The organism is Rhizobium sp. ERR 942 (assembly GCF_007828395.1).
Lineage (GTDB): Bacteria > Pseudomonadota > Alphaproteobacteria > Rhizobiales > Rhizobiaceae > Rhizobium > Rhizobium dioscoreae.
Window position 1 is genome coordinate 24,574 of sequence record NZ_VIUA01000007.1, and the last position, 24,005, is coordinate 48,578.

23 protein-coding genes and 3 pseudogenes are annotated in these 24,005 nt (G+C 58.7%); 15 read left to right on the forward strand and 11 right to left on the reverse strand.

Annotated features, from left to right (window positions below; translation table 11 throughout):
• Positions 1-63 precede the first annotated feature (63 nt).
• The 5 genes from FBZ97_RS26185 to FBZ97_RS26205 all read left to right on the forward strand — a co-directional run bounded on the left by FBZ97_RS26185 (position 64) and on the right by FBZ97_RS26205 (position 4,950).
• The gene (locus FBZ97_RS26185; RefSeq protein WP_145322827.1) at positions 64-1,029 is read left to right on the forward strand and encodes a 2-oxoglutarate and iron-dependent oxygenase domain-containing protein; all 966 of its coding nucleotides are present in this window, start codon (positions 64-66) and stop codon (positions 1,027-1,029) included.
• A 69-nt stretch (positions 1,030-1,098) separates the two neighbouring features.
• Positions 1,099-2,136 carry an extracellular solute-binding protein gene (locus FBZ97_RS26190; RefSeq protein ID WP_145322829.1) on the forward strand — a complete coding sequence of 346 codons (1,038 nt, stop codon included), beginning with the start codon at positions 1,099-1,101 and terminating at the stop codon, positions 2,134-2,136.
• Between the two features lie 113 nt (positions 2,137-2,249).
• A complete protein-coding gene (locus tag FBZ97_RS26195; protein ID WP_145322831.1) occupies positions 2,250-3,314 on the forward strand; it encodes an ABC transporter ATP-binding protein in 1,065 nt (354 codons plus the stop codon).
• Positions 3,311-4,168 (forward strand): ABC transporter permease, encoded by an 858-nt coding sequence (locus FBZ97_RS26200; protein WP_145322833.1) that lies wholly within the window; start codon positions 3,311-3,313, stop codon positions 4,166-4,168. The genes FBZ97_RS26195 and FBZ97_RS26200 overlap by 4 nt, the downstream gene beginning before the upstream one ends.
• Complete coding sequence (locus FBZ97_RS26205) at positions 4,168-4,950, forward strand: ABC transporter permease (protein ID WP_145322835.1); 783 nt, start codon at positions 4,168-4,170, stop codon at positions 4,948-4,950. The genes FBZ97_RS26200 and FBZ97_RS26205 overlap by 1 nt, the downstream gene beginning before the upstream one ends.
• 189 nt (positions 4,951-5,139) lie before the next feature.
• Here FBZ97_RS26205 and FBZ97_RS26210 read toward each other — a convergent pair whose 3' ends face one another.
• Positions 5,140-7,932 (reverse strand): S8 family serine peptidase, encoded by a 2,793-nt coding sequence (locus FBZ97_RS26210; RefSeq protein WP_145322837.1) that lies wholly within the window; start codon positions 7,930-7,932, stop codon positions 5,140-5,142.
• Between the two features lie 354 nt (positions 7,933-8,286).
• Between FBZ97_RS26210 and FBZ97_RS26215 the strand changes: the two are divergent.
• The 3 pseudogenes from FBZ97_RS26215 to FBZ97_RS34810 form a co-directional block, all read left to right on the forward strand.
• Positions 8,287-8,466, forward strand: a pseudogene (locus FBZ97_RS26215) (ISKra4 family transposase); the annotation flags it as partial.
• A gap of 98 nt (positions 8,467-8,564) precedes the next feature.
• Positions 8,565-8,817, forward strand: a pseudogene (locus tag FBZ97_RS26220) (type II toxin-antitoxin system Phd/YefM family antitoxin).
• A pseudogene (locus FBZ97_RS34810) lies at positions 8,817-9,114 on the forward strand (type II toxin-antitoxin system VapC family toxin); the annotation flags it as partial. The pseudogenes FBZ97_RS26220 and FBZ97_RS34810, both read left to right, overlap by 1 nt.
• Positions 9,115-9,308: 194 nt before the next feature.
• Here FBZ97_RS34810 and FBZ97_RS26230 read toward each other — a convergent pair.
• On the reverse strand, positions 9,309-9,605 hold the full coding sequence (locus tag FBZ97_RS26230; protein WP_145322841.1) for a hypothetical protein: 297 nt from the start codon (positions 9,603-9,605) through the stop codon (positions 9,309-9,311).
• A 182-nt stretch (positions 9,606-9,787) separates the two neighbouring features.
• Here FBZ97_RS26230 and FBZ97_RS26235 point away from each other — a divergent pair, with 182 nt between their 5' ends.
• From FBZ97_RS26235 to FBZ97_RS26255, 5 genes are all read left to right on the forward strand, one after another.
• Complete coding sequence (locus FBZ97_RS26235; protein ID WP_113396189.1) at positions 9,788-10,549, forward strand: gluconate 2-dehydrogenase subunit 3 family protein; 762 nt, start codon at positions 9,788-9,790, stop codon at positions 10,547-10,549.
• A 2-nt stretch (positions 10,550-10,551) separates the two neighbouring features.
• Complete coding sequence (locus FBZ97_RS26240; protein ID WP_113396312.1) at positions 10,552-12,318, forward strand: GMC family oxidoreductase; 1,767 nt, start codon at positions 10,552-10,554, stop codon at positions 12,316-12,318.
• Positions 12,315-13,562 carry a cytochrome c gene (locus FBZ97_RS26245; RefSeq protein ID WP_113396188.1) on the forward strand — a complete coding sequence of 416 codons (1,248 nt, stop codon included), beginning with the start codon at positions 12,315-12,317 and terminating at the stop codon, positions 13,560-13,562. The genes FBZ97_RS26240 and FBZ97_RS26245 overlap by 4 nt, the downstream gene beginning before the upstream one ends.
• Before the next feature lie 524 nt (positions 13,563-14,086).
• On the forward strand, positions 14,087-14,395 hold the full coding sequence (locus FBZ97_RS26250; protein ID WP_113396187.1) for a hypothetical protein: 309 nt from the start codon (positions 14,087-14,089) through the stop codon (positions 14,393-14,395).
• A gap of 2 nt (positions 14,396-14,397) precedes the next feature.
• Positions 14,398-14,631 carry a DNA polymerase ligase N-terminal domain-containing protein gene (locus FBZ97_RS26255; RefSeq protein WP_267904835.1) on the forward strand — a complete coding sequence of 78 codons (234 nt, stop codon included), beginning with the start codon at positions 14,398-14,400 and terminating at the stop codon, positions 14,629-14,631.
• A gap of 38 nt (positions 14,632-14,669) precedes the next feature.
• Here FBZ97_RS26255 and FBZ97_RS26260 read toward each other — a convergent pair whose 3' ends face one another.
• The 3 genes from FBZ97_RS26260 to FBZ97_RS26270 form a co-directional block, all read right to left on the reverse strand.
• Positions 14,670-14,924 carry a type II toxin-antitoxin system RelE/ParE family toxin gene (locus FBZ97_RS26260; protein ID WP_285772592.1) on the reverse strand — a complete coding sequence of 85 codons (255 nt, stop codon included), beginning with the start codon at positions 14,922-14,924 and terminating at the stop codon, positions 14,670-14,672.
• A 26-nt stretch (positions 14,925-14,950) separates the two neighbouring features.
• Positions 14,951-15,223 carry a CopG family ribbon-helix-helix protein gene (locus FBZ97_RS26265; RefSeq protein ID WP_069614883.1) on the reverse strand — a complete coding sequence of 91 codons (273 nt, stop codon included), beginning with the start codon at positions 15,221-15,223 and terminating at the stop codon, positions 14,951-14,953.
• A 455-nt stretch (positions 15,224-15,678) separates the two neighbouring features.
• Entirely contained in the window at positions 15,679-16,263 is a 585-nt protein-coding gene (locus FBZ97_RS26270; protein WP_145322845.1) for a TetR/AcrR family transcriptional regulator, read from the reverse strand.
• A gap of 122 nt (positions 16,264-16,385) precedes the next feature.
• On the opposite strand from FBZ97_RS26270, the gene FBZ97_RS26275 reads away from it, so the two are divergent.
• Positions 16,386-17,270 carry an alpha/beta hydrolase gene (locus tag FBZ97_RS26275; RefSeq protein ID WP_246661854.1) on the forward strand — a complete coding sequence of 295 codons (885 nt, stop codon included), beginning with the start codon at positions 16,386-16,388 and terminating at the stop codon, positions 17,268-17,270.
• A gap of 328 nt (positions 17,271-17,598) precedes the next feature.
• On the opposite strand, the gene FBZ97_RS26280 is transcribed toward FBZ97_RS26275, so the two are convergent.
• Both FBZ97_RS26280 and FBZ97_RS26285 read right to left on the reverse strand, forming a co-directional pair.
• Positions 17,599-18,138, reverse strand: a complete 540-nt coding sequence (locus FBZ97_RS26280) for a carboxymuconolactone decarboxylase family protein (RefSeq protein WP_113352295.1) — start codon at positions 18,136-18,138, stop codon at positions 17,599-17,601.
• Between the two features lie 17 nt (positions 18,139-18,155).
• A complete protein-coding gene (locus FBZ97_RS26285) occupies positions 18,156-19,481 on the reverse strand; it encodes an aspartate aminotransferase family protein (protein ID WP_113331656.1) in 1,326 nt (441 codons plus the stop codon).
• A 221-nt stretch (positions 19,482-19,702) separates the two neighbouring features.
• Between FBZ97_RS26285 and FBZ97_RS26290 the strand changes: the two genes are divergently transcribed.
• The gene (locus tag FBZ97_RS26290; protein WP_197044219.1) at positions 19,703-20,602 is read left to right on the forward strand and encodes a MurR/RpiR family transcriptional regulator; all 900 of its coding nucleotides are present in this window, start codon (positions 19,703-19,705) and stop codon (positions 20,600-20,602) included.
• A gap of 12 nt (positions 20,603-20,614) precedes the next feature.
• Here the strand turns inward: FBZ97_RS26290 and FBZ97_RS26295 are convergent, their stop codons facing one another.
• The 4 genes from FBZ97_RS26295 to glnP are packed head-to-tail and all read right to left on the reverse strand — an operon-like array spanning position 20,615 to position 23,977.
• Complete coding sequence (locus tag FBZ97_RS26295) at positions 20,615-21,547, reverse strand: MurR/RpiR family transcriptional regulator (protein ID WP_145322849.1); 933 nt, start codon at positions 21,545-21,547, stop codon at positions 20,615-20,617.
• A gap of 9 nt (positions 21,548-21,556) precedes the next feature.
• Positions 21,557-22,606 (reverse strand): C45 family peptidase, encoded by a 1,050-nt coding sequence (locus FBZ97_RS26300; protein ID WP_113331658.1) that lies wholly within the window; start codon positions 22,604-22,606, stop codon positions 21,557-21,559.
• Positions 22,596-23,324 (reverse strand): glutamine ABC transporter ATP-binding protein GlnQ, encoded by a 729-nt coding sequence (glnQ, locus tag FBZ97_RS26305; protein ID WP_113331659.1) that lies wholly within the window; start codon positions 23,322-23,324, stop codon positions 22,596-22,598. The genes FBZ97_RS26300 and glnQ overlap by 11 nt, the downstream gene beginning before the upstream one ends.
• The gene (gene glnP / locus FBZ97_RS26310; protein ID WP_113331660.1) at positions 23,321-23,977 is read right to left on the reverse strand and encodes a glutamine ABC transporter permease GlnP; all 657 of its coding nucleotides are present in this window, start codon (positions 23,975-23,977) and stop codon (positions 23,321-23,323) included. The genes glnQ and glnP overlap by 4 nt, the downstream gene beginning before the upstream one ends.
• Positions 23,978-24,005 lie beyond the last annotated feature (28 nt).

A 24,005-nucleotide genomic window follows, 5' to 3' on the forward strand; every position in this document is an offset into this window, starting at 1 on the left:
ATATCGCCCGGCGGCACCCATCCAGTGCTACCGCCACCGCCGATCAAGGAAGGAGGCTCCAGGATGCAGACGATCATAGCGCCGGATGAGGTGCAGGACGCAATCCCCGTCATCGATATTGCACCATTCATCGCAGGCGCGGAAGCCGGCCGGAAGGTCGTCGCTGCCATCGAGGATGCCTGCCGCCGAACCGGCTTCTTTCTCGTTACGGGTCACGGCGTCAGGGCTGACGTGACAACCCGTCTTTATAACCTCGCTCGCGATTTCTTCGATGAGCCGCCGGAGTGGAAGATCGGGCAGGGAAGGGGAACATCGATAGAGGGTGGAGTTGCCTTTTCGCCGATCGCCGACGAGGCGCTTGCGGCGACGCTCGGCATCAAGACACCGGGCGATTACAAGGAAAGTCTGAACTTTGGCCCGCGCCTGCCTGGCGATCTATGGCCAACAAGGCCGGAAGGGCTGGAACAGGCCTTCGCCGACTATTTCACAGAGATGGAAAAGCTTGCTGGCCATTTGCGCCGGGCATTCTGCGAGGCGATAGGCCTCGCCCCGGATTATTTCGAGCCGGCGTTTGAAAACCACCTCTCGGCGCTACGGGTGATCAATTATCCTGAGCAGAAGGAGAGTCCGCTTCCGGGGCAACTCCGTGCCGGCGTTCACACCGATTACGGCTTCATGACCATCCTGCGTTCGGAAGCCTCTCCGGGCGGACTGCAGGTGAAAAACCGGGAGGGTGACTGGCTGGATGCACCGAATGTCGAAGGCGCCTATGTCATCAATATCGGCGATGCCTTCATGCGCTGGTCCAACGATGAATGGCTGTCCACGCCGCATAGGGTCGCCAATCCGCCCAGTGCTTTCAAGGGAACGACGCGTCGCCAGTCCATCCCGTTCTTCCTCAATCCGTCCAGGGACACCGTGATTGAATGCCTCCCGCCTTTTGCAGCAAAGGGCGCCGCCAAATACGAGCCGATTACCTACGGCGACTACATTTCACTGAAGACCAGCCAGGCCTTCGGCAAGATCTGATGGCAAGAAGCGGAATGCCGCCTGCCCCGCAATGCATGACCAAGTCAGAACCAGTTTGAGGGAACGTCGATGATGAACATGAACAGGCGGCAGGTTCTTGCCGGAATGGGTGGAGTGACAGCGGCGGCCATGGTTGGCCTGCCGGCATGGGCGCAATCCAAGACACTTGTCGTGCCGACGCTCGGCGGCGCATGGGAGCAGTTTTGGCGCCAGACGCTAGCACCGGCCTTCACTCAAAAAAGCGGCGCGCAGGTGACGCTGGATGCGGGCAACGGGCGTGTCTGGAGCGCCAACCTGCGGGCGGCAGGGCCGCAGAAGCCGCCATATTCGATCCTGATGACCAATGAGGCATTCGCATCGAGCCTGCGCAAGGAAGGCTTCTTCGAAAAGCTCGATCTGGCGAAGTTGCCAAGCTATGCCGACCTCTATCCGCTTGCCAAGAAGACCGACGGCTGGGGTGCCGTGGCCATGGTATCGCCCATCGGCCTCGCCTATCGCACGGACATGGTCCAGACGCCACCGAAAGCCTGGAAGGATCTCTGGGACAACCCGGAGTTCAAGGGGCGCATCGGCCTCTACAATTTTGCCAATACGGCCGGCAAGATGGAACTGATGCTGGCTTCCAAGATCTTCGGCAAGGATCAATATGATGCAGATGCCGGCTTCAAGGCGCTGGAAAAGCTTGGCCCGGTCATCCAGGCCGATTTCAACCTTTCCACCGGCATCGCGTCTGGAGAATTCGTCGTCGCTCCGTTCGATTTCGGCGAAGTGGCGCGTCTGCGCGGCCAGGGTCTTCCAATTGACGTCATCGTGCCGGAAGAGGGGCTTTTGATGTTCGATCAGACCCTCAACATTCTCGCAAACGGCCCCGAGAAGGATCTGGCCTACCAGTACGCCAACTTCCTTCTATCGCCTGACGGCCAGTTGCCGCTGATGAAGCAGTTCTTCGTCTCGCCAACCAATGCGAAGGTTGTCGTCCCTGACGATCTGAAAAAGGACGTGCCGATTTCCGGTGAAGTGATGGACAAGATTCTCACCTGGGACTGGGACTTCATGAACGAGAAGCAGGCAGGCTTTGCCGAGACCTGGGCCAAGATCATGAAATGATCTTTGTCTTCTTCATCAGGCCACAAAGGATCGCCTTGTTGGGGCGGTCCAGCATTCTTCCCTGACGCAGCGAGATTTGCGGTACGCCGCACAGACAATCTGGAAGATCGATCATGACCGAGGTGAGCATCGAAGGGCTGACCAAGCATTACGGAGCCTCGCGCGCCGTCAACGGCATTTCCGTCAAGATAGGACAGGGGGAATTCATCTCGCTGCTCGGGCCTTCGGGATGCGGCAAGACGACGACGCTGAAGATGATTGCCGGTTTCGAGGATGTCACATCCGGCGCCATTCGCTTCGATGGACAGGATGTCTCCCATGTGCCGGCTGAAAAGCGCGATATCGGCATGGTGTTCCAGAACTATGCGCTCTTCCCGCATATGACCGTGGCGCAAAACCTCGCCTTCGGGCTGGAAATGCGCAGGATTTCGCGGCCAGAAATCGCGATCCGCACGGCCAGGGTTCTGGATATGGTGCAGCTATCCGGATATGCCGACCGCTATCCGCGCCAATTGTCCGGCGGACAGCAGCAGCGCGTGGCGCTTGCCCGCGCGCTGGTCATCGAACCGCGTATCCTGTTGCTTGATGAGCCGCTTGCCAATCTCGATGCCAAGCTTCGCGACGAAATGCGGGTCTTCATACGCGACCTGCAGCAGCGCGTGGGCATCACCACCGTCTATGTGACCCATGATCAGGCCGAAGCAATGACGATGTCGGACAGGATCGTCGTGATGTTCGGCGGGCAGATTGCGCAGTATGGCGCCCCGTCTGATGTTTATGATCGACCGGCAAGCCTGGAAGTCGCGCAGTTCGTCGGGCAGGTGAATACATTGCCCGGCCGCCTGAAGGGCAGGACCGATGACGGTACGTCGGTCGTCGAAACCGCACTTGGAATGGCGAATGTCAAGGGTACCCTGCCGTTAAACGACGGCTTCATCCCCGTATTGCTGCGGCCGGAGGCCATCGAACTTGCGGCTGCGGAGGGCGATGGCTCGGGCATCATCGCAACGGTTTCGCAGAGCTATTATTCTGGCAGTCTGATCGACTATCGGCTGGTGCTCGAGGGCGGCGAAACGTTGAGCGTCCAGACCTTCCCGCGAAGCCGCTTCCAGCCGGGTGATCGCGTGACGGTGAAGGTTGACAGTGAGCGTTTCTGGGTGCCGGGAACGATCGCATGATACGCCGTACCAGATCCGCCTATCCGCTTCTCCTGATCGCGCCCTCGGCATTGCTCCTCGGGCTGTTTCTTGTTCTGCCTTATCTCAATATTGTGGTGATGAGCCTGCGCAACCCGGCCAACGGCTCGCCCTATGCGCCTGGATTCACGATCGACAATTACCTGAGGCTGGCGACCGATGCGTTCTACATGCGGCAGGTGGCGAACACGCTCTTGATCGGTCTGGTCACGACCCTTGCTTGCCTCATTCTCGGTTTTCCGGTTGCCTGGCAGCTGTCGCGCGAGAAGATGCGGTTTCGCGGCCTTGCCTATGGGCTCGTGCTGTCGCCGCTTCTCGTCGGCATTGTTATCCGCAGTTACGGGTGGACGATCCTTCTTGGGAATAACGGCATCATCAACAAGACGCTGATGAATTTGGGCCTGATCGAGCGTCCGGTCGGGCTGATGTACAACGCACTCGGCATCGTCATTGCGCTCGTCCACGTCTTCCTGCCCTTCATGATCCTGCCGTTGATGAGCGCGCTGCAGGGGATCGACCCGTCGTTGAAGTCGGCCGCACGGTCGCTTGGCGCCGGAAAGCTGACGGTCTTCAGGCGCGTAATCCTGCCGCTGGCCATGCCGGGTATCCAGGCGGGCTGCATTCTGGTGTTCGTGCTTTCATTGAGTGCCTATGTGACTCCCGCCCTGATCGGCGGCCTGAGGGTGAAGACAATGGCAGTCAGCGTCGTCGACGCGCTGATCGACACGTTCCAGTGGCCGTTCGGCTCCGCCATGGCGCTGACGCTTTCCCTTGCCGGAGCGGTGATCGTCGTGATCTTCGCGCGGCTTACCCGCATGAAATGGAAGATGAGTTGATGTCCAAATATATGTTGAATGGCTATTGCCTCATCATCTACGGCTTTCTACTGCTGCCCATTCTCGTGGTCGTCGGTGCCTCCTTCAACGCGGGGGCATTTCTGACCTTTCCGCCGCAGGGTCTCTCATTTCGGTGGTATGTCGTCTTCTTCCACAACGATGTCTTCTGGCGTGCCATCCGAACCTCGCTTTGGATCGCGGCCGTGTCGACCCTGATTTCAGGTGTCATCGGCACGATGGCTGCAATGTTCTACGTGCAGCATGCCGGGCGATGGAAGGAGAGTGTCAGGCTTGCGATGCTGTTGCCACTGCTCTTGCCGGAGGTTCTGACGGCGATCTCGCTTCTGTTCTTTGTCTACGCGATCGGCATCGGCACGACGACAATGGCCGGCATGCTGATCGGGCATGTGCTCATGACGCTACCCTTCGTCTTCATCAACGTGTCTGCGGCGATGGAAGCCTATGAACCGTCGTGGAGCCTTGCCGCCCGCAGCCTCGGTGCCGGGCCATTCACGCGCTTCAGACGCATCATGCTGCCGTTGATCAAGCCCGGCGTCATCGGCGGCTGCCTGTTCGCGTTCATCATCTCGTTTGACCTCTTCACTATATCGTTCATGTTGAAGAATGTCGGAACGGCCACGCTTCCGATCCAGATCTACGATTATCTCAGAACAAACTTTACCCCGGAGGCGGCGGCAGTATCGACGTTGTCTATCGCTATGACGGTGGTCGTGGTCGTCGTCTCTGAAAAGCTTTTTGGTTTGCGGATACACCGTTTTTAGATGGCTTTCGATCCTACGAACATCACTGTCGCAGAACCTAGGTTATGTGGAATGAGAGTGCCCGCGATGGTCGTCCGGCATTAGTGATCGCGCCGGCCGTGACGAAGCACCATAATCCGAAGTTATGTGCCGAGGTCAGAATTGTCAGTCATTAGAATTTTGAACAAGGTGTAGTCGGTTCAGATCCCATCAAGAGCGCAATTCACTCCTCGCAGGATCTCGGCGTTGGCCGCGCGGTGCGCGCGCTGGCAGTTTGTTCGGCGCTTTGAACAGCGTGGCTAGTTTGCCCGCAATGGGGGTTCCGATGCCGCTGCACGGGTCAGGGCCGATGCGAGCGCGAAAATAACCGTTGTCGCCTTGAGTGATGTCGTTGAAGCATGTGTGGTTGAGCCAAAGCTGCGGCGTCACGAAGCCGAGCTTGCGGCCGAAGGCGGCAAACAGCCCGGCATAAAGCGGTGCCACGGCGCTGGTGCCGCCGATTACTTCTTGTCGGCCGTGGACGAAGATATTGTATCCCGTAGATGGCGCGGCATTAGCCGAGACGTCAGGTATCATGCGCCCTGGTCCGTGCGGCGCCCCCGCCTGCCATGTCGGCATTGGCTGGAACAGCTTGGAAAAGCCGCCGCCTGTCCCCGAGCCATTTGGATTACCGGGGTCGTCGTTCCATACGGTCTCTTCCGCATTGGCGTGAGGCTTCATGGTACCGCCGCAGCCAACCACGAACGGACAGGAGGATGGGAGATCGACATTGGCCGAGTCCGCCCCGCCGTCAGACGAATCATTGTCGCCCGAAGCCGCGAAGATGATCATGCCGGTCTTCGCGGCTGCCTCCGCCGACGTGCTAAGTCTGTCGGGATAGTCGATGCCCACTGCCGCGGCCGCCGCCTTCCAGTTGGCCTCGTCTGAACCCCAGGAGATCGAGCAGACGTCACAGCCGTCGGCCGCAGCCGCGGTGATGGCGGTCGCCATCGAGCCCCAGTCGTTGGCGTCCGCCCAGTAGATCCGGATGCTTGCGGCTTCGCCGGTGGCGACGGAATATGCGGCGGCTGCGACTTCGATGTCGAGTGCAACCTCGCGGTCGGGATCGGCGGCAGGGTCACCCGAGTGCTTGTTCGGATCATTGTGGCCGGGTCCGATCGGCACGTCGACGATGTTCGGCACCGGCAGGCCCGTCGAGCGGAAATAAGTGTCGATATCCTTCTGGACCCAACCGCCGCTGAACTCGATGATCGCAATCACGCCGCCGCCGGCGAGGTCGCTCGGCCAGGAATAGGCCCGGCACAGATCCGACACTTCCCAGGGCTCCGCGCCTGCCGCGGCCGGACGGAAGGCGCCGGTGCCCATGCCAGGTAGCTTGAAATAGGGCCGGATGATATTGGGCACTAAATGCGACAGCTCTGCCCTGGCGCGCAGACGCGCACGGCGCGTGCCAACGGCACGGTCATACATGGCAGCGAGATCGGCTTTCATGGCCGTTCGTGAAGCACTGTCGAGATAGATCATATGTCCGGAGGGATAGTTCTGGATCGTCAGATTACGGCGCACCTGGGCGTCCTCGAGCGGCATCGCATCCAAGGTGAGCCTGGTCTGGAAAAAGGGCGTCACCGAATCGTAGTAGCCGTTGGCCGAGAGCACCAGTAGGTCGGGGTTGGCGGCCATGGTGGCGGCAAGATCGCCGGCCGTATAGAGCGTCGGGTTACCCTGGCGGTCCGGCTTCTGGACCGCGCCCGTCGGATCGGTGTGGCTGAAATCCCAAAACTGGAACGCCTGGTCGTTGAGGTCAACGAAGTTCGAGGTAGCGGTGAACTTAAGGTCGTTGTTGAGATAGCTGTTCCACATAGTGGTGTAAACGCCGCCCACGGCCGCCATGGTGGGGTCGTTCATACCACCGTCAGGCGAAACGATAGCCGCGATCTCCGTGTCGATCCCCGTCACTCGCCCGTCATAGGCGCCAAGTGCCAGACCCCGATCCTGCAGAAGCGCGACCAGGAAGGCAGAATGGCCGAGCCGGTCGGCAGTCTCTACGTTCAGCCGCCAGGCCTCGAGCATATTGGCGGGAAGGCCTAGATAGCGGCTCAGCGTCTCCTTCGCGATTGGATCCGCCTTCGGAAAAGCCTTGAGTGCTTCGGCGTAGGGACCCTCGGCGAACTGCGTCACGGTCTCCATGAATGAAGCGAGGTCCGCCGGCGGCGCCTCGATGCCGGTCTTTTTGTGAAACCAAGCGTCGGCGGCAAAGGTCGGCATCAAGCCGACGGCGTTGGAGAAATTCGCCGGGTAGTCGAGCACGCTGGACTGCAGCGTGATGCCGTTGAGGTCGAGGCCATCCTCGTGCAGCAGCCAGGCGAGCACGCAGCTGCGAGCCGTGCCGTAGGATTCGCCCAACAGGAAGCGCGGCGAGTTCCAGCGATTGAAGGCGCTGAGATAACGCTTGATGAATTGCTTGATCGAGACGGCGTCTTGATCGACGCCCCAAAAATCCCTGTTCTTGAAAGGTGCGATTGCCGCGGAATAACCGGTGCCAACCGGATTGATATAGACCAAATCGCTGCGGTCGATCAGGCTATCGGGATTATCCTCCATGGCGTAGGGCGGAGGCGGCGTGAACTCCGGCATGCTGGTTCTGATGCGCCTGGGTGCAAAGGAACCGAGCAGAAGGAAGACCGACGAGGAACCTGGGCCGCCATTGTAAAAGAAGGTCACCGGACGGGTTGTGAGGTCCAGGCCATCCGCCGTAAAGGCCACATAGAAGAACTTTGCGGCGGGCTTCGAGCTCGACGGATCAACGGTGACGAGATGACCCACAGTCGCGGTATAGGGAATAGAAACCCCGTTCACCATAGCCACATGATGGGTAATGGCTGCGTTCTCGGTAGCGTCTGAAATCGCGTCGTCCGGTCCGGATCCGTAAGCCGTGGTGTCAAGGAATGGTTGATCTTGTTGATGCTGACCAATCCCCGAGCCGTTGTTGACCGTCTTCGCCATGGCCGACCTTCAAACCTTGAGTTCACCCAAACCGATATCGTCCGGCTGATCCCAGTTACGAATGTCTTTCCTGCTGAATTCGTGAAGTCCGATACTATACTTCTGCAAGGTGCAAAAGTCGCAGGGATACTGTACCGCTGTTTCGCGTAGCCGACAAGTTTTGAGCTAGCTCCGCCAAACCGACAAGGGGTTCTGCCGACGTCGCCGTTCGCTCGTCATGTCGTCGTCGACCACATTGATTGCCGAAGAGACAGGTGGCAAGGAGGCGGGGTCCGCCGCCTTGCGCGGCACCTCTGCCGCTCGGCGGACGCCAACCTTCGCCTAGCTGGACGTCCATGCATGCTGAGCGCACGGTCCGGTGTGCCGATATCTAGTTCGCCGACCGAAAGTGTCGCCAACAGCCTCCTCAATGCCCGCATGAACAAGCAGCGCAAGAAGCGCTGGTCACCGATTGGCGCTCATCGGGTCTTGCGGGTCCGAGCCATCGTCGTGGACGGTCGCCTCAAGCACGCAAAGCTTAGTCTTGCAGCGTAACCCCATCCTTTTTCCACTCCCCTTGCAATTCCGGCCTCCGCGAATCAAATGTAGTTGCGCAACCACAAATTCCGGGGTCACGAACTTTGGAGCTTATCATGACCGTCACCATGCTTTCAGGCCGTGAACTCAATCAGGATCTTGGGCGCGCGAAGCGGGCCGCGCAGGCTGGGCCCGTGATCATCACTGATAGGGGACGGCCCGCGCACGTCCTCTTGTCGTTCGACGAGTACAAGCGGCTTAGCGGCAAAATGCGGACCCTCGGTGACATGCTGGCCGCGCCAGGAGCGGATGACGTTGACTTGCCGCTCCCGCGGCGCTGAGCATGCCAAGCCGGTTGACTTGTCCTGATGCTGTTGCTCCATGCCAATGTCGTCTCCGAGCTCCGCAAGGTCGCGAGCGGCAAGGCCGACCCAATGTCGCGGTCTGGAACGAAACGGTAGATCCGGCCGAATGCTTTATTTCATCCGTAGTTCTGCACGAGCTAGAGATTGGCGTCCGGCTGGTCGAACATAATGACGCACTCGCAGGCAAGATGCTGCGCGCTGGCTAGAAAATATCGTCCTCATGGCATTTTCCGGCCGCATCCTGCCTCTGGACGAGGCGGCGGCCGTTCAGGCGGCGAAATGGCATGTTCCCAATCCCAAATTGTCGCGAGCACGGCCAAGACCGCGACCCTCATCTATCGACAGGAGCGCTAATGAATGGTCCGTGCGCCGCATTGGTCTTCGCAACGCGCTCTTATGGTTCGGATCAGACTGGTGGCATTGTTGATGATGGTCTGGTTGTTTGGACTGCAGTCCGTTGCTAGATCCCACGCATGAGGCAATGAGCGGGAGCGATCAGTCGCAGCTCTGCGAACCCGCTTGCTCCTGGTTGGCCGACGTCGAGGTCATCGCGTTGGCCTGATTGTTGCAGCCGCCACTATTCTTGCTCGAATCCGTCTTCGTCTTCTTGCTGGAGTCCTGTGCGCCATTCCTTCCAGCTTTGTTGTCGCCTTGCACCGATTTGTCCTGGTTTGTTTCCGAATGGGGAGATAACTGACCGCTGGCCGCGCCATCGGAATTGCTGGATTGCGCCAGGGAGGCCGTCGCCAGGCAAAGTGAAATAAGCGCGGTCGCCACGATTTTCGAGAGCATGGCTTTCTCCTCAACATTCTTGTAAGTTCACTTGGAACTTTTGCAGCTGCCCGAAGTTCCAAAGCCCGTCGCAGATATCTTGGGCGGCCATATGTTTTCCGTTGCCGAGCGCGGCAATTCACTTCGATCCTACTCCTGTCGCTTGAGCCCGCCCGAATACTGGTTAATCGAGGGTATTTTCAATGGAACGCAAACGTGCTCGGGGCCATACCCGCCGCGCATTCCTCTCATCCACGGCAGTCGCCATCATCCTTGGGTCCGTGCAACGGGCGAGCGCTCTCGTCATCGGCGGGGAACGTCCCTGGATCCCATTTGACGCCAGTCCGCCGGATGTGCCCTCGGCGGCGGCGCCCGGACGATGGTTTTTCTTCACCGATGAGGAAGCGGAGACGATCGGTGCCATTACCGAGCAGTTGATCCCGGCCGATGAGCTTAGCATCAGCGGAAAAGAGGCAGGCTGTACCGAATATATCGACCGGCAGCTGGCAGGTTTTTTCGGCAACTTCGACCGGCTTTACATGCGAGGTCCTTTTCAGCCTGGGACGCCTGAACAGGGCGATCAATCGCCGCTTGCTCCGCGTGCCCGTTACCGCATCGGCATCGCGGCCCTCAACGAACACTGTTCCGCCACCTTCAAGCAGCCCTTCGCCAAATTGACGAGCGAACAGCGCGATCAAGTGCTGACGGATCTTCAGCATGGAACAATCGCCATGCGGGACATCGATTCGATGTCCTTTTTTTCGCTCGTCCATGCCAACACCATGGAGGGGTTCTTCGCCGATCCGATCTACGGTGGCAACAAGGACATGGTCTCCTGGAAGATGCTCGGCTTTCCCGGCGCCCATTACGACTACCGAAACTACGTGGAGCGCCATAACGAGACGCTTGATCTGCCGCCTGTCGGCATTGCTGGGCGGCCCGAATGGAACATTGGAAAGGATTGATGATGGCGACGAAGCTGCCTCACACCGATGTCGCCATCATCGGCCTTGGCTGGACCGGTGCCATTGTAGCAAGCGAACTGACGGCCGCTGGCCTCGACGTTGTCGCGATCGAGCGCGGACCATGGCGCGACACGGCGCGCGACTTCAGCATTGCGTCCGTTCCGGACGAACTCCGCTACGTCCACCGGCAGGAGCTCATGCTGCGTACGGCCCAGAATACGGTGACCGTCCGCAACAATCCTTCGGAAACCGCCTTGCCGATGCGCAATTGGGGTTCCTTCCATCCGGGAAACGGGACGGGTGGCGCGGGCAATCACTGGGCCGGCATCACCTTCCGCTTTCAGCCGCAGGAGTTCCGGCTGAAGAGCTATTTGCAGGAGCGTTACGGTGCAACAGCCATTCCGGACGAATTGACCTTACAGGACTGGGGGACCGATTGGAATGAGATGGAGCCGTTCTATACGGCCTTCGATCGCATCGTCGGGACTTCCGGCAAGGCCGGCAATCTCCGCGGTCAGATTCAAGAGGGGGGCAATCCGTTCGAAGGGCCCCGTTCGGAAGAATATCCAACGAAGCCGCTTCGCCAGCCTTATGGGCCTGTTCTCTTCGCCAGGGCCGCGGCGGAGATGGGCTATCGTCCCTTTCCTGTGCCATCCTCGCTGATTTCCGAGCCTTATACCAACCCTCTTGGCGTAACCATGGGGCCGTGCACCTTCTGTGGATTCTGCACCAATTACGGCTGCGCCAACTATTCCAAGGCCAGTCCTATCGTGAACATTCTTCCGGCTCTTGTTCGCCGGAAGAATTTTATGGCGAGGACGAATTCCGAAGTCTTGAAAGTGCTGACCGACTCGACCGGAAAAAAGGCGACTGGCGTTCTCTTCGCCGATACCTCCGGCCAGGAATGGGAGCAGCCGGCGGATCTTGTCGTTGTCGGCGCCTTTACCTTCGAGAACGTGCGTCTGATGCTGCTGTCCGGGATCGGTAAACCCTACGATCCGTCAACCGGAGAAGGCACAACTGGCCGCAATTATTGTTATCAGACCGCGAACGGCGTGCAGCTCTTCTTCGATGACAAGAACTTCAATCCCTTTATCGGCGGCGGCGCGGTCGGCATGGGGATCGATGAGTTCAACAACGACAATTTTGATCACAGCGGGCTCGGCTTCTTCGGTGGCGGGTCGATCCGTGTCACGCCGATCGGCGCTGCTCCGATCAGCTATCGGCCCGTGCCGCCGGGAACGCCCACCTGGGGCAAGGAATGGAAGAAGGCAACGGTGAAGAATTACCTCTCGGCCATGTCGATCGGCTGCGAGGCCTCGAGCTATGCGATCAGGAACAATTATCTCTCACTGGACCCGTCCTATACCGATCGTTTCGGGCGGCCGCTTTTGCGCATCACCTTCGATTTTCCCGAAAACGACCTTCGCATGGCGCAATATTGCACGTCGAAGGTTGCCGACATCGCCAGGCACATGGGGCCACGCCAGATCGTGGAGAACCCGATGAAAGGTCATTGGAATACGGTTCCCTATCAGTCGTCGCATGTGGTTGGTGGCTTTATCATGGGTGAAAACCCCACCAACAGCTGCGTCAACAAATATCTGCAAAGCTGGGATGTGCCGAACCTGTTTGTCGTCGGCGCTTCCGCCTTCCCGCAGAATCCCGGCTACAATCCGACCGGCACCGCGGCCGCCCTTGCTTTCAAGGCTGCCGATGCAATCAGGAACATCTATCTTAAAGATCCAGGCCCCATGGTGCGCGCATGACGAAGGCCCTTTGGAAATTCCGGCTCGGATTGACGGCAGCAGCAGTTGGGGGCTTATCGTCACTTGCCATGTCGCAATCGCTGGGCGACGCGGAGTTCAACGTGGTCGACCGGGGCCGCTATCTCTCCATTCTAAGCGATTGCGCTGCCTGCCACACCGCTCCAGGAGGGCAGCCCTTCGCCGGCGGTCTGAGCATCGAAACACCCTTCGGCGATCTGATCACGCCGAATATTACGCCCGACCGTGAAACCGGCATTGGCAAATACACGAAGGAAGACTTCCAGCGCGTCATGTCCGAAGGGATTGGCAGGGGCGGTTATCATCTTTATGCGGCCATGCCATATCCCGCCTACACCAAAATGACCGCGGAGGACAACGCAGCGATTTTCGCCTATTTGCAGACATTGCAGCCGGTTAAAAATCAGGTCGAGGTCAACCAGCTGCCGTTCCCTTATAATCAGCGCTGGTCGCTATTCGGCTGGAACGCCCTGAACTTCACCGCAGGTGTTTTCAAACCGGACACAAACAAGAGCGAGCAATGGAATCGCGGAGCCTATCTCGTGGAGGGGCCTGGGCATTGCGGTACATGCCATACGCCAAAGAATGCGCTCGGAGGCGACAAGGACAGCGAGGCGTTGCAAGGGTTTGTCATACAGGGATGGAATGCTCCCAATATCACCACCGATCAGCATATAGGCATCGGCGGTTGGAGCGTGAACGATATCGTTGCCTACCTCAAGAAGGGCGCGAACCGGTTTGATCTGGCGTCCGGACCGATGGCGGAAGTCGTTACCAAGTCCACATCCAAGATCAGCGATTCCGATCTCGCGGCGATCGCCACCTACCTCAAGGACAGCGGGGAGACGTCAACCGCGGCATCTGCCGCCATCGCGCAATCCGAGCCTGCCATGAAGGCGGGAGCGGCTCTTTATGCAGATCGTTGTTCCGGCTGTCATACGCCGGCGGGCGAGGGGATACCAAAACTGTTCCCAAGACTTGCCGATGCGCCGCTCGTCAATGCCGTCGACGCGACATCGTTGATCCATGTGGTCCTCGCCGGAAGTCGAGCCGGTAGCACCGATGCCGTCAGTACGTCCCCCGCCATGCCCGCCTTCGACTGGAACATGTCCGACGAACAGGTTGCAAGCGTCCTGACCTATGTTCGCAATAGCTGGGGCAATGCCGCACCGGCGGTGAAGCCCGCGGACGTCGCAAGCCTGCGTGACCATTTAAAGAAGCAGTGATCATGCAATCCAACGGTTTCTCGAAGAAATCCAAATGCGGCATGATCGATAGGGTATCATCAGGTCGTGGCTTGGTCGGTGTGTTCGCTGATCTTGAGGCTTTTCTCAAAAAATCGCGGGCGGGACCCCGGATTGACGGAGAAGCAGCATGATTGGCGCCAGCAATGGCCTAGACCTCGGAACCGCTTCTTCTCGATCAGCTGCGAACTCAGGAATGCGCGCGGCTGCATTCATCAGCAGGACCGGAAGGCAGAACGAGGACCGCTCCGGTTCGTCGGTAAACGGCAAGGGAAAGCTCACGTAGACGGTCAACCGCGGGGCCGAGGTTGCTCAGCCCTCCTCGCGCGAGCTCTGTCTTATCGACAATTCGGGTTAATCAAACAGGTTTGCCCACGTCTTTGCTCGGCCAGAAGCCACGCCGGCAGCGCTTACTGCTCGATAAACACCGTATGCAAGAATCCATAGGGAAACTACAAAGGTAAAAAAGCGTTGTCTTGCTGTGAACCTACCAGAAGGAGATACCAATGGCGGATAACAGCACCATGACGATAAGCGCCACGTTCCAAACACGGCAGGCCGCAGATCTTGCCATCGAACATCTGGTTCAGCAGCATGGAATTTCGAGGCCGGACATTTTCGTTCAATCCTCGAGCAGCGAAAACACCTCGGGTTCATCACCCTCGGGAGGAGATGCCTCGCACGACGACGGCGTTCGCCGTGACGCACGACTCGCAGGCGAGATCGAGGTCTCGGCGGATATTACGTCGAGCAAAGCTGTCACCGTCAGGCGCAGTCTCGCGGATGCCGGTGCGCTGCGTGTATGGAGCCGCTGAGCATGACCAACATTCTTTCGAAATACCGCGCCAAGCGCGACTTCAAGAAGACCAGCGAACCGAGTGGGAAAACGCGTGTTAAACCGTCGAATCGCCGGCGGTTCGTTATCCAAAAACATGATGCCACGCGACTTCATTATGATCTGAGGTTGGAACTCGATGGTGTCTTCAAATCCTGGGCGGTGACAAAAGGACCGTCACGCTCGGAGAAGATGCCTGGTAGTGCCGTGTTCTGAAATCTATTTCGACACGCAGAGCTATACGGGTAGTGGTGTCAGTAGCCAGCCTCTTTCTGATGTCGGAAAGCGAGGACAAACACGATATCGCCATCAGGCTCATGTCGGTAAAGCGCGACGTAGCCGGAGTCCCCAAAGGGAATCACCAGTTCACGCAATTGCGCGTCGTCCGGAAGCGGGCGGCCAATAAGAGGCGTTGATTCCACTAACAGGAACTGGCGTTCGATAGCCCGGCCCGCCCGACTTGCGGCAGTCGGCGCCTTAGCCGCCAGAAATCGCCTGCAGCGCTCCAAACCCTGTGCCGCACCTTCGGTAACGATCACTCGTGGCACTCAGGTACCGTCTCTTCCGCATCGGTGCCCCAGGTGTCCAGCCAAGTGCGTACCTCCTGTCCGGTAAGATGTCGGCCGGTCTCCTGATAGGCCGCCCAGGATGCCAAAGCCTCCTGTTTGAAGTTTTCGCGCGCTTCCTCACGTTCGACATACTGCTGAATGGCTTCGAGCATGATCCAGTGTGCCGAGCGCCGTCTTTGGCTGGCGAGGTTCTGAACTCGGTTCTTTAGCTCGTCATCAATCTTGAGAGAAGTAGCCATGGCAGCCTCGTATTACCAGGTATTACCTAGCGATAAGATAGGCATTGTTTTGCTTTTTGTCCATGATCTTACTTTATGACGAACGCCACCCCAATTTGATCGTGTTTCCTTCTGGCGGCATCGTGGCTGGCGGACTGTGAAGTGATGCATTCCATCACAATGACATGGCCAGAGTAGGATTTTTGATCGCTCTTTAAGCAAGCGCAACCTCACTTAAATAAGTGCCAGACTAAGGTAAGCGGCCTTAAATAAGCGAGTTTTGGAGAAAGCACTCTGCAATCAAAGAGTCGCCGATCCGTACCCCTTCAAGAGCGGGATGCTCAGAGTTCAAGCAACCATTAGCTGCTTGCTCATTCTGCCGGAGAGCATTCACGCTTCATCACCCTTGCAGCAAAAATCCGCGCGGCAACGGACCAGCCGTTTCCATGTATCGTGCCCCACTTTGTCAACATGGCCTAGCGTGCTTGAGAGACCTGCAAAGCTTCTTTAATGACCTCTTCGAGTTCCGCACGCGTCGCCCCGTCTCGAGCCTGGACGGACATGCCCTGAAGCACGGCCACCAGAAAGCGAGCGAGGGAGCGGGATCGGGCCGGATCGAGCCAGCGTCCCAATGCGTCAGCAATAGCTTCCCGCATAGCGTCTCGGCGGTCGGACAAAACCCGCGCGAGAGAGGCGTGTTCTTCGGCACACTGCAGCATGCCGCTCGAGACCATGCATCCTCTTTCTCCGGCGGGATCGGTTACGGCGTCGGCGGCTTGACGCAATATCGCTGCCACCGTTTCATCAAGCGTTGACGCCAAACCAAGGTTCATCGCGCCCGACACTGTGGAATAATGATCCAAGGTCTCACGATATAGCTGGGCTTTGCTGCCGAACGCAGCATAGAGACTCGGCGGCGCGACGCCGATCGCGGCCGTCAAGTCGTTGAGCGAAACACCTTCATAACCGTGTTGCCAGAACAGCCGCATAGCGATGTCGACCGCCTGTTCACGGTTGAATGTGCGCGGTCCGCCACGCCGCTTTCTGCTTTCCTTATCCATAGTGATCACTAAATACTGCTTGACGGGGGAGGTCAAGTCGCTAGTTTGTAGTGATCGCTAAATATTACACGATCCACCAAACAAAGGTAAAATCGATGACCGGAAATTCTCTTACGAGGGCGATGAAAAGCATGTTCGCCGTCGTCTTACTCGTGGCGACCGCGTCCGCAGCTGCGGCTGCCGGCAAGGAATACACCGTCAATTCATCCGATGGCGTGGTGATCGCTGTCGAGGAAACCGGAAATCCGCAGGGTTGGCCAATCGTGTTCATCCATGGTCTGCTCGGCAGTCGCATCAACTGGGATAAGCAAACGTCCAGTCCCGACCTGCAGAAATTTCGGATCATCACATACGATCTCAGGGGTCATGGCCGTTCGGGGAAGCCGGATAGCGCGGACGCCTACAAGGATGGCGGTCGTTGGGCAGACGATCTCGCTGCGGTACTGAAGCAGAGCAAAGCCAAGAAACCCGTCCTCGTCGGCTGGTCTCTGGGTGGCGTAGTTCTCTCAAACTATCTCGCCGCTCATGGCGACGCCGGGATCGGTGGTGTCGTTTATGTCGACGGTGTTATTGAGCTCAAGCCGGACCTCATCACACCGCATCCGGAGGTCTATGCAGGGCTGAGGTCTGAGGATCTGCGAACACATCTCGACACCGTGCGCACCTTTCTTGCCCTCTGCTTTCAGACGCAGCCGGACCGGGCAACATTTGAACGTCTGCTTTCAAACGCCGCGATGGCGTCGTGGGTGATGACCCGCACGGTCCCCTTGATGACGGTTAAGGCAGAAAAAGGCCTCCCCAAGGCAAAAGTGCCTGTTCTATTGATCTATGGCGGCAAAGACGACTTGGTGCGGCCCGAGGCGAGCATCGCACGTGCAAAGTCTCTGAACGGCCAGATCGAGTCGAAGATCTATGACAATTCCGGCCATGCGCCTTTCCTCGAAGAAGCGGCGCGTTTCAACAAGGATCTTGCCGACTTTACGGCTTCCGTCGAGGATAGCAAATAATGTTGGCAGCCGGCATGAGGCAGCCGACTTCCTCTTGCACCGGTGTGCTCAAGCGTGGACGAGCTATGACAGCCGCGGGGTTATGCGCAACTGACCCTTGGCGGTCGGCGCCTTCGTCATCAGCTTCGAGTGTAAGGTCAAAACGAGATTGCCCCATGACCTTAGAAAGTTGCCTGTGATTATTCCGGCGTTCGTATTCTTTCAAGAGCATTCAGTCCGAGCACTTCTGTTCTGGCGATCTAAAAGACCACAGGGTACAACGGGCAAGAGATCGGTATAATGAGGCAGTCAAAATCTGCTTCTGACGGAGCACCCCACATCACCTGATCTAAGATAATGGTTTTTCAGCTAGCTCTCCGGCAACAGCCTCATCGATCGGAGTGTCATAGGTCATCAGCACATAGCCAAGCACTGTATAGAAGCCGACTGTGGCAATGAGGTCGAACACCCCTTGCTTTCCCAGCAGGGCCGAAAGCCCTTTTTCCAGATCGGGCGGCAGGCGACGCAGATCGAACAGTGCATCGACGGCCTGAGTAATAAGACCGTCCTCTCCCTCCGGCGTGCCTCGTAGTGTACGGATACGCGCATCGGACATTCCGAGCGCGCGGGCGCGACTGACATGGTGCGCCCATTCATAGGCAGAGCCCATCCGGTGAGCAGCACGCAGGATCACGACTTCGGAGCGGATTGGACCAAGGACGTTATCCTTGACGATGTGCTGGCGCAGCGGAGCCCAGGCTTTGAGGAGCGCTGGATGATGCGCCATGGTGCGGTAGACGTTCAGTGCGCCCGCGAAGCCCGGCAGCATGTCGGTGATTTCGTTCGGCCATTTGTCGTCTGAAAGGGGCGGGCAGGGGGATGTTGTCATCACGAGGGCTCCGGAGATCAGGCCGTTACGGCGGCGTGAATAGCGTCGGTCAGCCGGTCGGCGATCATATCAATCTCGTCCTCGCGGATGATGTAGGCAGGAGCGAGCAGGACATGGTCCCCGTAGCGGCCATCGATCGTGCCACCCATGGGATAGCACATCAGACCTCTCTGCATGGCTTCCTTCTTGATCCGGGCATGGATCTTACGCGCAGGGTCGAAGGGCGTCTTGCTGTCCCTCTCCGCTACGAGCTCGACTCCGCGAAACAATCCGCGTCCACGAATATCTCCCACATAGGGCGAGCCGCCGAGACGGGCTTCGAGCCCGGCCTGAAGGCGCTCACCCATCACAGCGACATTTTCCATCAGGCCGGGCCGTGTGAGGATTTCGACGACTTTGTTGGCGGCAGCAGCAGCCATCGGATGGCCGATATAGGTATGACCATGCTGAAAAAGCCCCGAACCTTCAGCGAAAGCCTTATAGATCCTGCGTGACAGCATCACTGCGCCGATCGGTTGGAAACCGCCGCCCAGACCTTTAGCGATGGTGACGAGATCGGGCACGATACCTTCCTGCTCCAACGCGAAAATCGTTCCCGTACGCCCCATGCCGCACATGACCTCGTCGAGGATCAGGAGGACGCCGTATTTGTCGCAGATGTGCCTAATCTTCTTGAAATAATCAGCGATCGGACCGACCGCACCAAGCGTGGCGCCGACGACGGGTTCGGCGATGAAAGTCATGACCTGATCGGGCCCAAGTTCCAGGATTTTGGCTTCCAGCTCCGCTGCCAGACGGGTTGCGTAAGCTTCCGGCGTTTCTTGCGGCAACTTATCGCGATATGCGTAGCAGGGCGAGATATGGTGCGTCTCTGGCAGAATGGGCTGGAATTGCGCGCGTCGCCATGCGTTGCCACCTGCGGCCAGCGCACCGATCGTATTGCCGTGATAGCTCTGCCGGCGTGCGATGATATGGCGCCGCTGCGGCTGACCGATCTCCACGAAGTACTGGCGGGCCATCTTAAGCGCAGCCTCCACGGCTTCCGAGCCGCCCGAAACCAGATAAACGTAATCGAGGCCCTCAGGCGTCAGCACCACAAGTTTCTCGGCAAGCTCTTCGGCTGCATCCGTGGTGAAGAAGGATGTATGGGCATAGCTGATGCGGCCCATTTGCTCCCTCATAGCTTCCAGCACTTCGGGGTGATTGTGGCCGAGGCAGCTGACGGCGGCACCGCCCGAACCGTCCAGATAATGGCGGCCTTCGCTGTCAATAATGTAGACCCCCTCTCCAGCAACGGCGTGTGGCAGATCGGATGCGATGGAGCGGTGGAGAATTTTGGTCATCGGTGTGTCCTGGCTGCGCGCTGTTCGCGGTGACGGAGAGAATGTCGTCACGAGCCAGATTGCAGATTTAAACGACGAGTGCAACGATTGTTTTATATTATGCGAAACGAGACGATTGTATCTTCTCTCGACAATTCGGTGCGGAGCGAAGTGGCGCGCTGTAAAATATTGACTTGCGTGCAGGTCTCGGGAACAGCATGATTGAAACAGTGAGGCACGGCATGAACCAAGTGTTGCAGAACGATTCTCTGCGTTCGCATATTGTCGAACGCTTCGACGGTATGTCGCCGCAATTGCAACAGGCGGCTCGTCACATCATCGAGCATCCACAGGAAGTGGCGCTCGTCTCCATGCGGCAACTTGCGCGGAACGCCGGTGTGCAGCCCTCGACTATGACTAGGCTTGCGAAGTTCCTGGGTTTGTCCGGTTATGACGACATTCGCATGCATTATGCCGAGGTTATCCGTGGCGGTGGCGAGGGCTTTGCCGCTCGCGCGGCTCTAAAAGGAGGGCATCGGAGCGGTGAAGCCAAAGAAGGCTTGGCGGAACGGATGCTCAGCGGGCTTTCGGCACAGATTGCCAGCCTTTGCGAGCCCCATTCGCTGGAACGGCTCGGTTCGGCCGCAACTCGGCTGCACGAAGCACGCCGGATCTATGTTCTCGGGCTCCGCTCCTGCAACTCCGTGGTATGGCATTTCCACTATGTCATGAACTTGCTCGGCGAAAAAACCGTGCATCTCGATGGTCCGGCTGGAACGGGCGGCGACGGGCTCATTCGCGCCGGCGCGCAGGACGTTCTGCTCGTAATCTCAATCAATCCTTATGCCCGCGTGACGCTTGAACTGGCGGAAACCGCCCGCGGCAAGGGAATGGGAATCGTTGCGATCACCGACAGCGAGGTTTCTCCGCTGGTTTCCATCGCCGACGACCTCATTCTCTGTCCGACCGAAAGCCAGACCTTCTTTCACACGTTGACGCCGGCGCTCGCTATCTCGGAAGTCCTATGTGGGTTGCTGGCAGCGCGGGACGAGTCTGCGGGCCTTGAGGAGTTGAAGCGCGTAGATCAGCATCTTAAAGCCCTGAACACCTATGCGACATCTATTCCGCGTCGGAAGATATGAGCCGGATCGCCGTCATGGGTTATCCGCTTCGATCCGCAGGTCCTTGATCAGCGCTTCACGCCTCGCAAGGGCGCTGACGGCGCTTTCGCCCAGAATGCGCGCAACGAGGTTGAGCAGGCCCTCGCAGAAAACGACATAGGCACCCATGCTGTTGCTGAAGAAGCTGCTGGCATGCGGCACGAAAAAAGCATGTTCGGAAGGCGCGACAAGCGGTGACGACCGGGTGTCTGTCACAGCTATCACACGAATGCCGTAACGCGCGGCAATGGTCGCGACATCCGCTACATTTCGCGTATAGGGCGCGCAACTGGCGACGACAAGCACGTCGCCGGCCGCAAGCTGCGCAATCCCTTCCGCTTCACCGAGTCGCGGTGCGTCAAGAAGGCCGATGTCGTCGCGCAGCATTGACAGTCCGTAGGTGAGGAAGCTTGCGAAGGCATGGAATTGCCGCACTCCATAGACGCGAATACGGGGCGCATGGGCCAACAGCGCCGCGGCGGCGCGCAGGTGCCTGTTGTCGAGTTGGGCAAGGAAGCCGTCGATGTTGGCTTTCGATTCCGTTGCCAGCCTTTCGAGCACCGCATGCTCTTCGCCATCGCCTTGTGGTGCGGAAATCAGCCGGCCTGCCTGACGACTGTAGAAGTAGCGCTCGTCGTCGGTGATTGCTTCGCGAAAAATGCCCTGAAAATCGTTGAAGCCACCATAGCCCAGACGCTGAGCCAGCCGGGTGAGCGTCGATGGGTTGACGCCAAGCGCCGCTGACAGTTCCGAAATGGTCCGTACCGCTGCCTGTTCTGGTATGTCGACCAGTCGCGATAAGACATCGAGCGCTTTGCTGCCCAAAGACAGGCTCGTCTCCCCACGCCTTATGCCGACGGTCAGCGCCCGCAGTTCTTCCAGCGTCTGCGGACGCTCAAAAGTGGTTGGCAGGTCGCTGCCCGTCATTCAAAACCCTCACGCGAAACAAAGCGCATCGTTTGAAAAACGAAAGCGCGGAACCGATTCTGGGCCATCATAGACGGTGCATTCCACCTTGTCCGCCCCGATGGCAAAGTGTGCGGTCGCCAGCGTGTTCTCGTTATCGGGATCGTCTGGTTGCGTGCGATAGATGGGCAACGCCTCCTCGTTCGTGTCGCGCAGAATGGCAAGGGGTTCGACGCCCGCTTCACCGGCCAATGCGATCATCGCATCCCCGCGTCGTTGTCGTGACTGGGAGGAAGCCGTCACCACCTGTTCTTCCTTCCCCATTCGGTCGTGGATCAGATGGTTGGCATGGCTGGAGGGCGCCATCAGCCGCACAACCGATACATCCTCGTGGGTGAATTCGACGCTGAAAATGTCCTTTGCGCCAGGGGAGGCAAGGGTAAGGTGGAAGGCGCCCGATCTCGGCATGGCCCGCAGCAAATCGATAGCTTCTTCCGGAGACGCACAGTCGAGCAGCGCCCGTGTCAAGACCATGCGGGGCAGTCCGTCACCGCTCCGTCGCGAACGGATGTTGTTGACGGTCACTACAAGACCAGCATCGTTGATCGCGAATGTGTGGCCGGGAATGGAGGCGGGATAGACGAAAGCCGAGAAAGTGCGACCCTGCTTGGGCCGCACCGTGGCCATCGCGCATCCGGCGCGCAAGCCCGGGTCCCCATCCTCGTTATGGGCGACAACCGGTTGAATGCCCGGGAGCTGCACGGTCGTACAGCCGTCCGGACTCATCGTCCAGATATCGCCTCGGCAGTTCCAGGCGAAGACCTTCTCAAACGGAAGATCGAGCCCTTCGGCAAGGCCATGCAACTCCTCCAGGTGTTGTGGGTAGTGCTTTTCGGTCAAGGACAGCGCTACGCGCACACGGTCGCTATCGCAAAAGGAGCTTACGACCGCCCAGGCGTGCGTGCGAACGAGATGATGATGCGCGGCGGCAGCGCCCTGGCGACCGAGCGCCTTGCCAATGCCATGGCTGTCACCTTCCATGGTGATTGATGTAAGCTGATTGGAAATATTAATGGACATGCTGGAGGAACTCACGAAGGCGGGGATTTTCGGGATTATCGAGAAGAGCAGCCGGGTTGCCGTCAACAGTGATCTTGCCGCCCTCCATGAAAATCAACCGCGTTCCCACCTGCCGCGCAAAGGCGATCTCGTGGGTGACGACGACCATCGTCATGCCCTCTTCGGCGAGTGACTGCATCACTTTGAGCACTTCCTGTCGCAATTCCGGATCGAGGGCCGAGGTCGGCTCATCGAACAACATGAGCTTCGGTTTGACCGCGAGCGCACGAGCAATGGCGACGCGCTGTTGCTGTCCACCGGACAATTCCGAGGGGTAGTGGTGGCCCCGCTCCGCCAGCCCCACCTTCGCGAGCAGTGTTTTGGCTTGTTCCGTCGCTTCGGCTTTGCTGAGGCTGCGGACGCGGCGAGGGCCGAAGGCAACGTTTTCCAGTGCCGTCATCTGCGGGAAGAGATTGAATTGCTGGAACACCATGCCCGCTTCCTGGCGGATGAGGCGCACGCGCGAGCGTCCCTCGCGCACGCTGATATTATCGACGACGAGATCACCGCCATCGATTTCCTCCAGCGCATTGATGCAGCGCAAAAGGGTGGATTTGCCTGAGCCGGACGGACCGATCAGCACCACGACCTCGCCAGCCTCGATGTTGAGATTGACATCCTTGAGCACCGTGATTGGACCGAAGGTCTTGGTGACGTTTCTGAATTCCACGATGCTCATAGGATGCGCATCCTCTTTTCGGTGAAGCGGAGGGCGAAAGTCAGGACGCCGGTCAGGATGAGGTAAAGGATGGCGACTGCGGTCCAGATCTCCACGGCACGGAAATTGGCCGCCATGATCTCCTGTCCCTGCCGCGTCAATTCGCCGACACCGATGACGATGAAAAGCGACGTATCCTTCAGGCTGACGATGAATTGATTGCCGAGCGGCGGGATCATGCGGCGAAAGGCGATCGGCCCGACGACATAGGCCAGCACCTTCCACATCGGCAGGCCGAGCGCGAGGCCTGCTTCCTGGAGGCCTTTGCTGACGGAAAGCAGGGTACCGCGAACGATTTCCGCTATGTAGGCGCCCGCATTGACGATGATCGCGGTGATGGCGGCCGTCATGGGATTCACGCGGATATCGGCCAGCATCGGCAAGGCGAAATAGATGAACATCACCTGCACGACGATGGGCGTGCCGCGAATGATTTCCACATAGACGAAGGCGATGGCGTTGAGCAGCCAGTTGCCATAGGCGCGCATGAAACCTGCGACGGCGCCGACGGCGATGCCGCCGACAAGACCCGCAAAGGCGATAAGAACGGTCAAGCGCGCGCCGCCGAGAAGGGCGGGCAGTGCGTCGATGACCACCGACCAGTCGAATTGCATTGGAATACTCCCGTGAACTGCGCGTCGG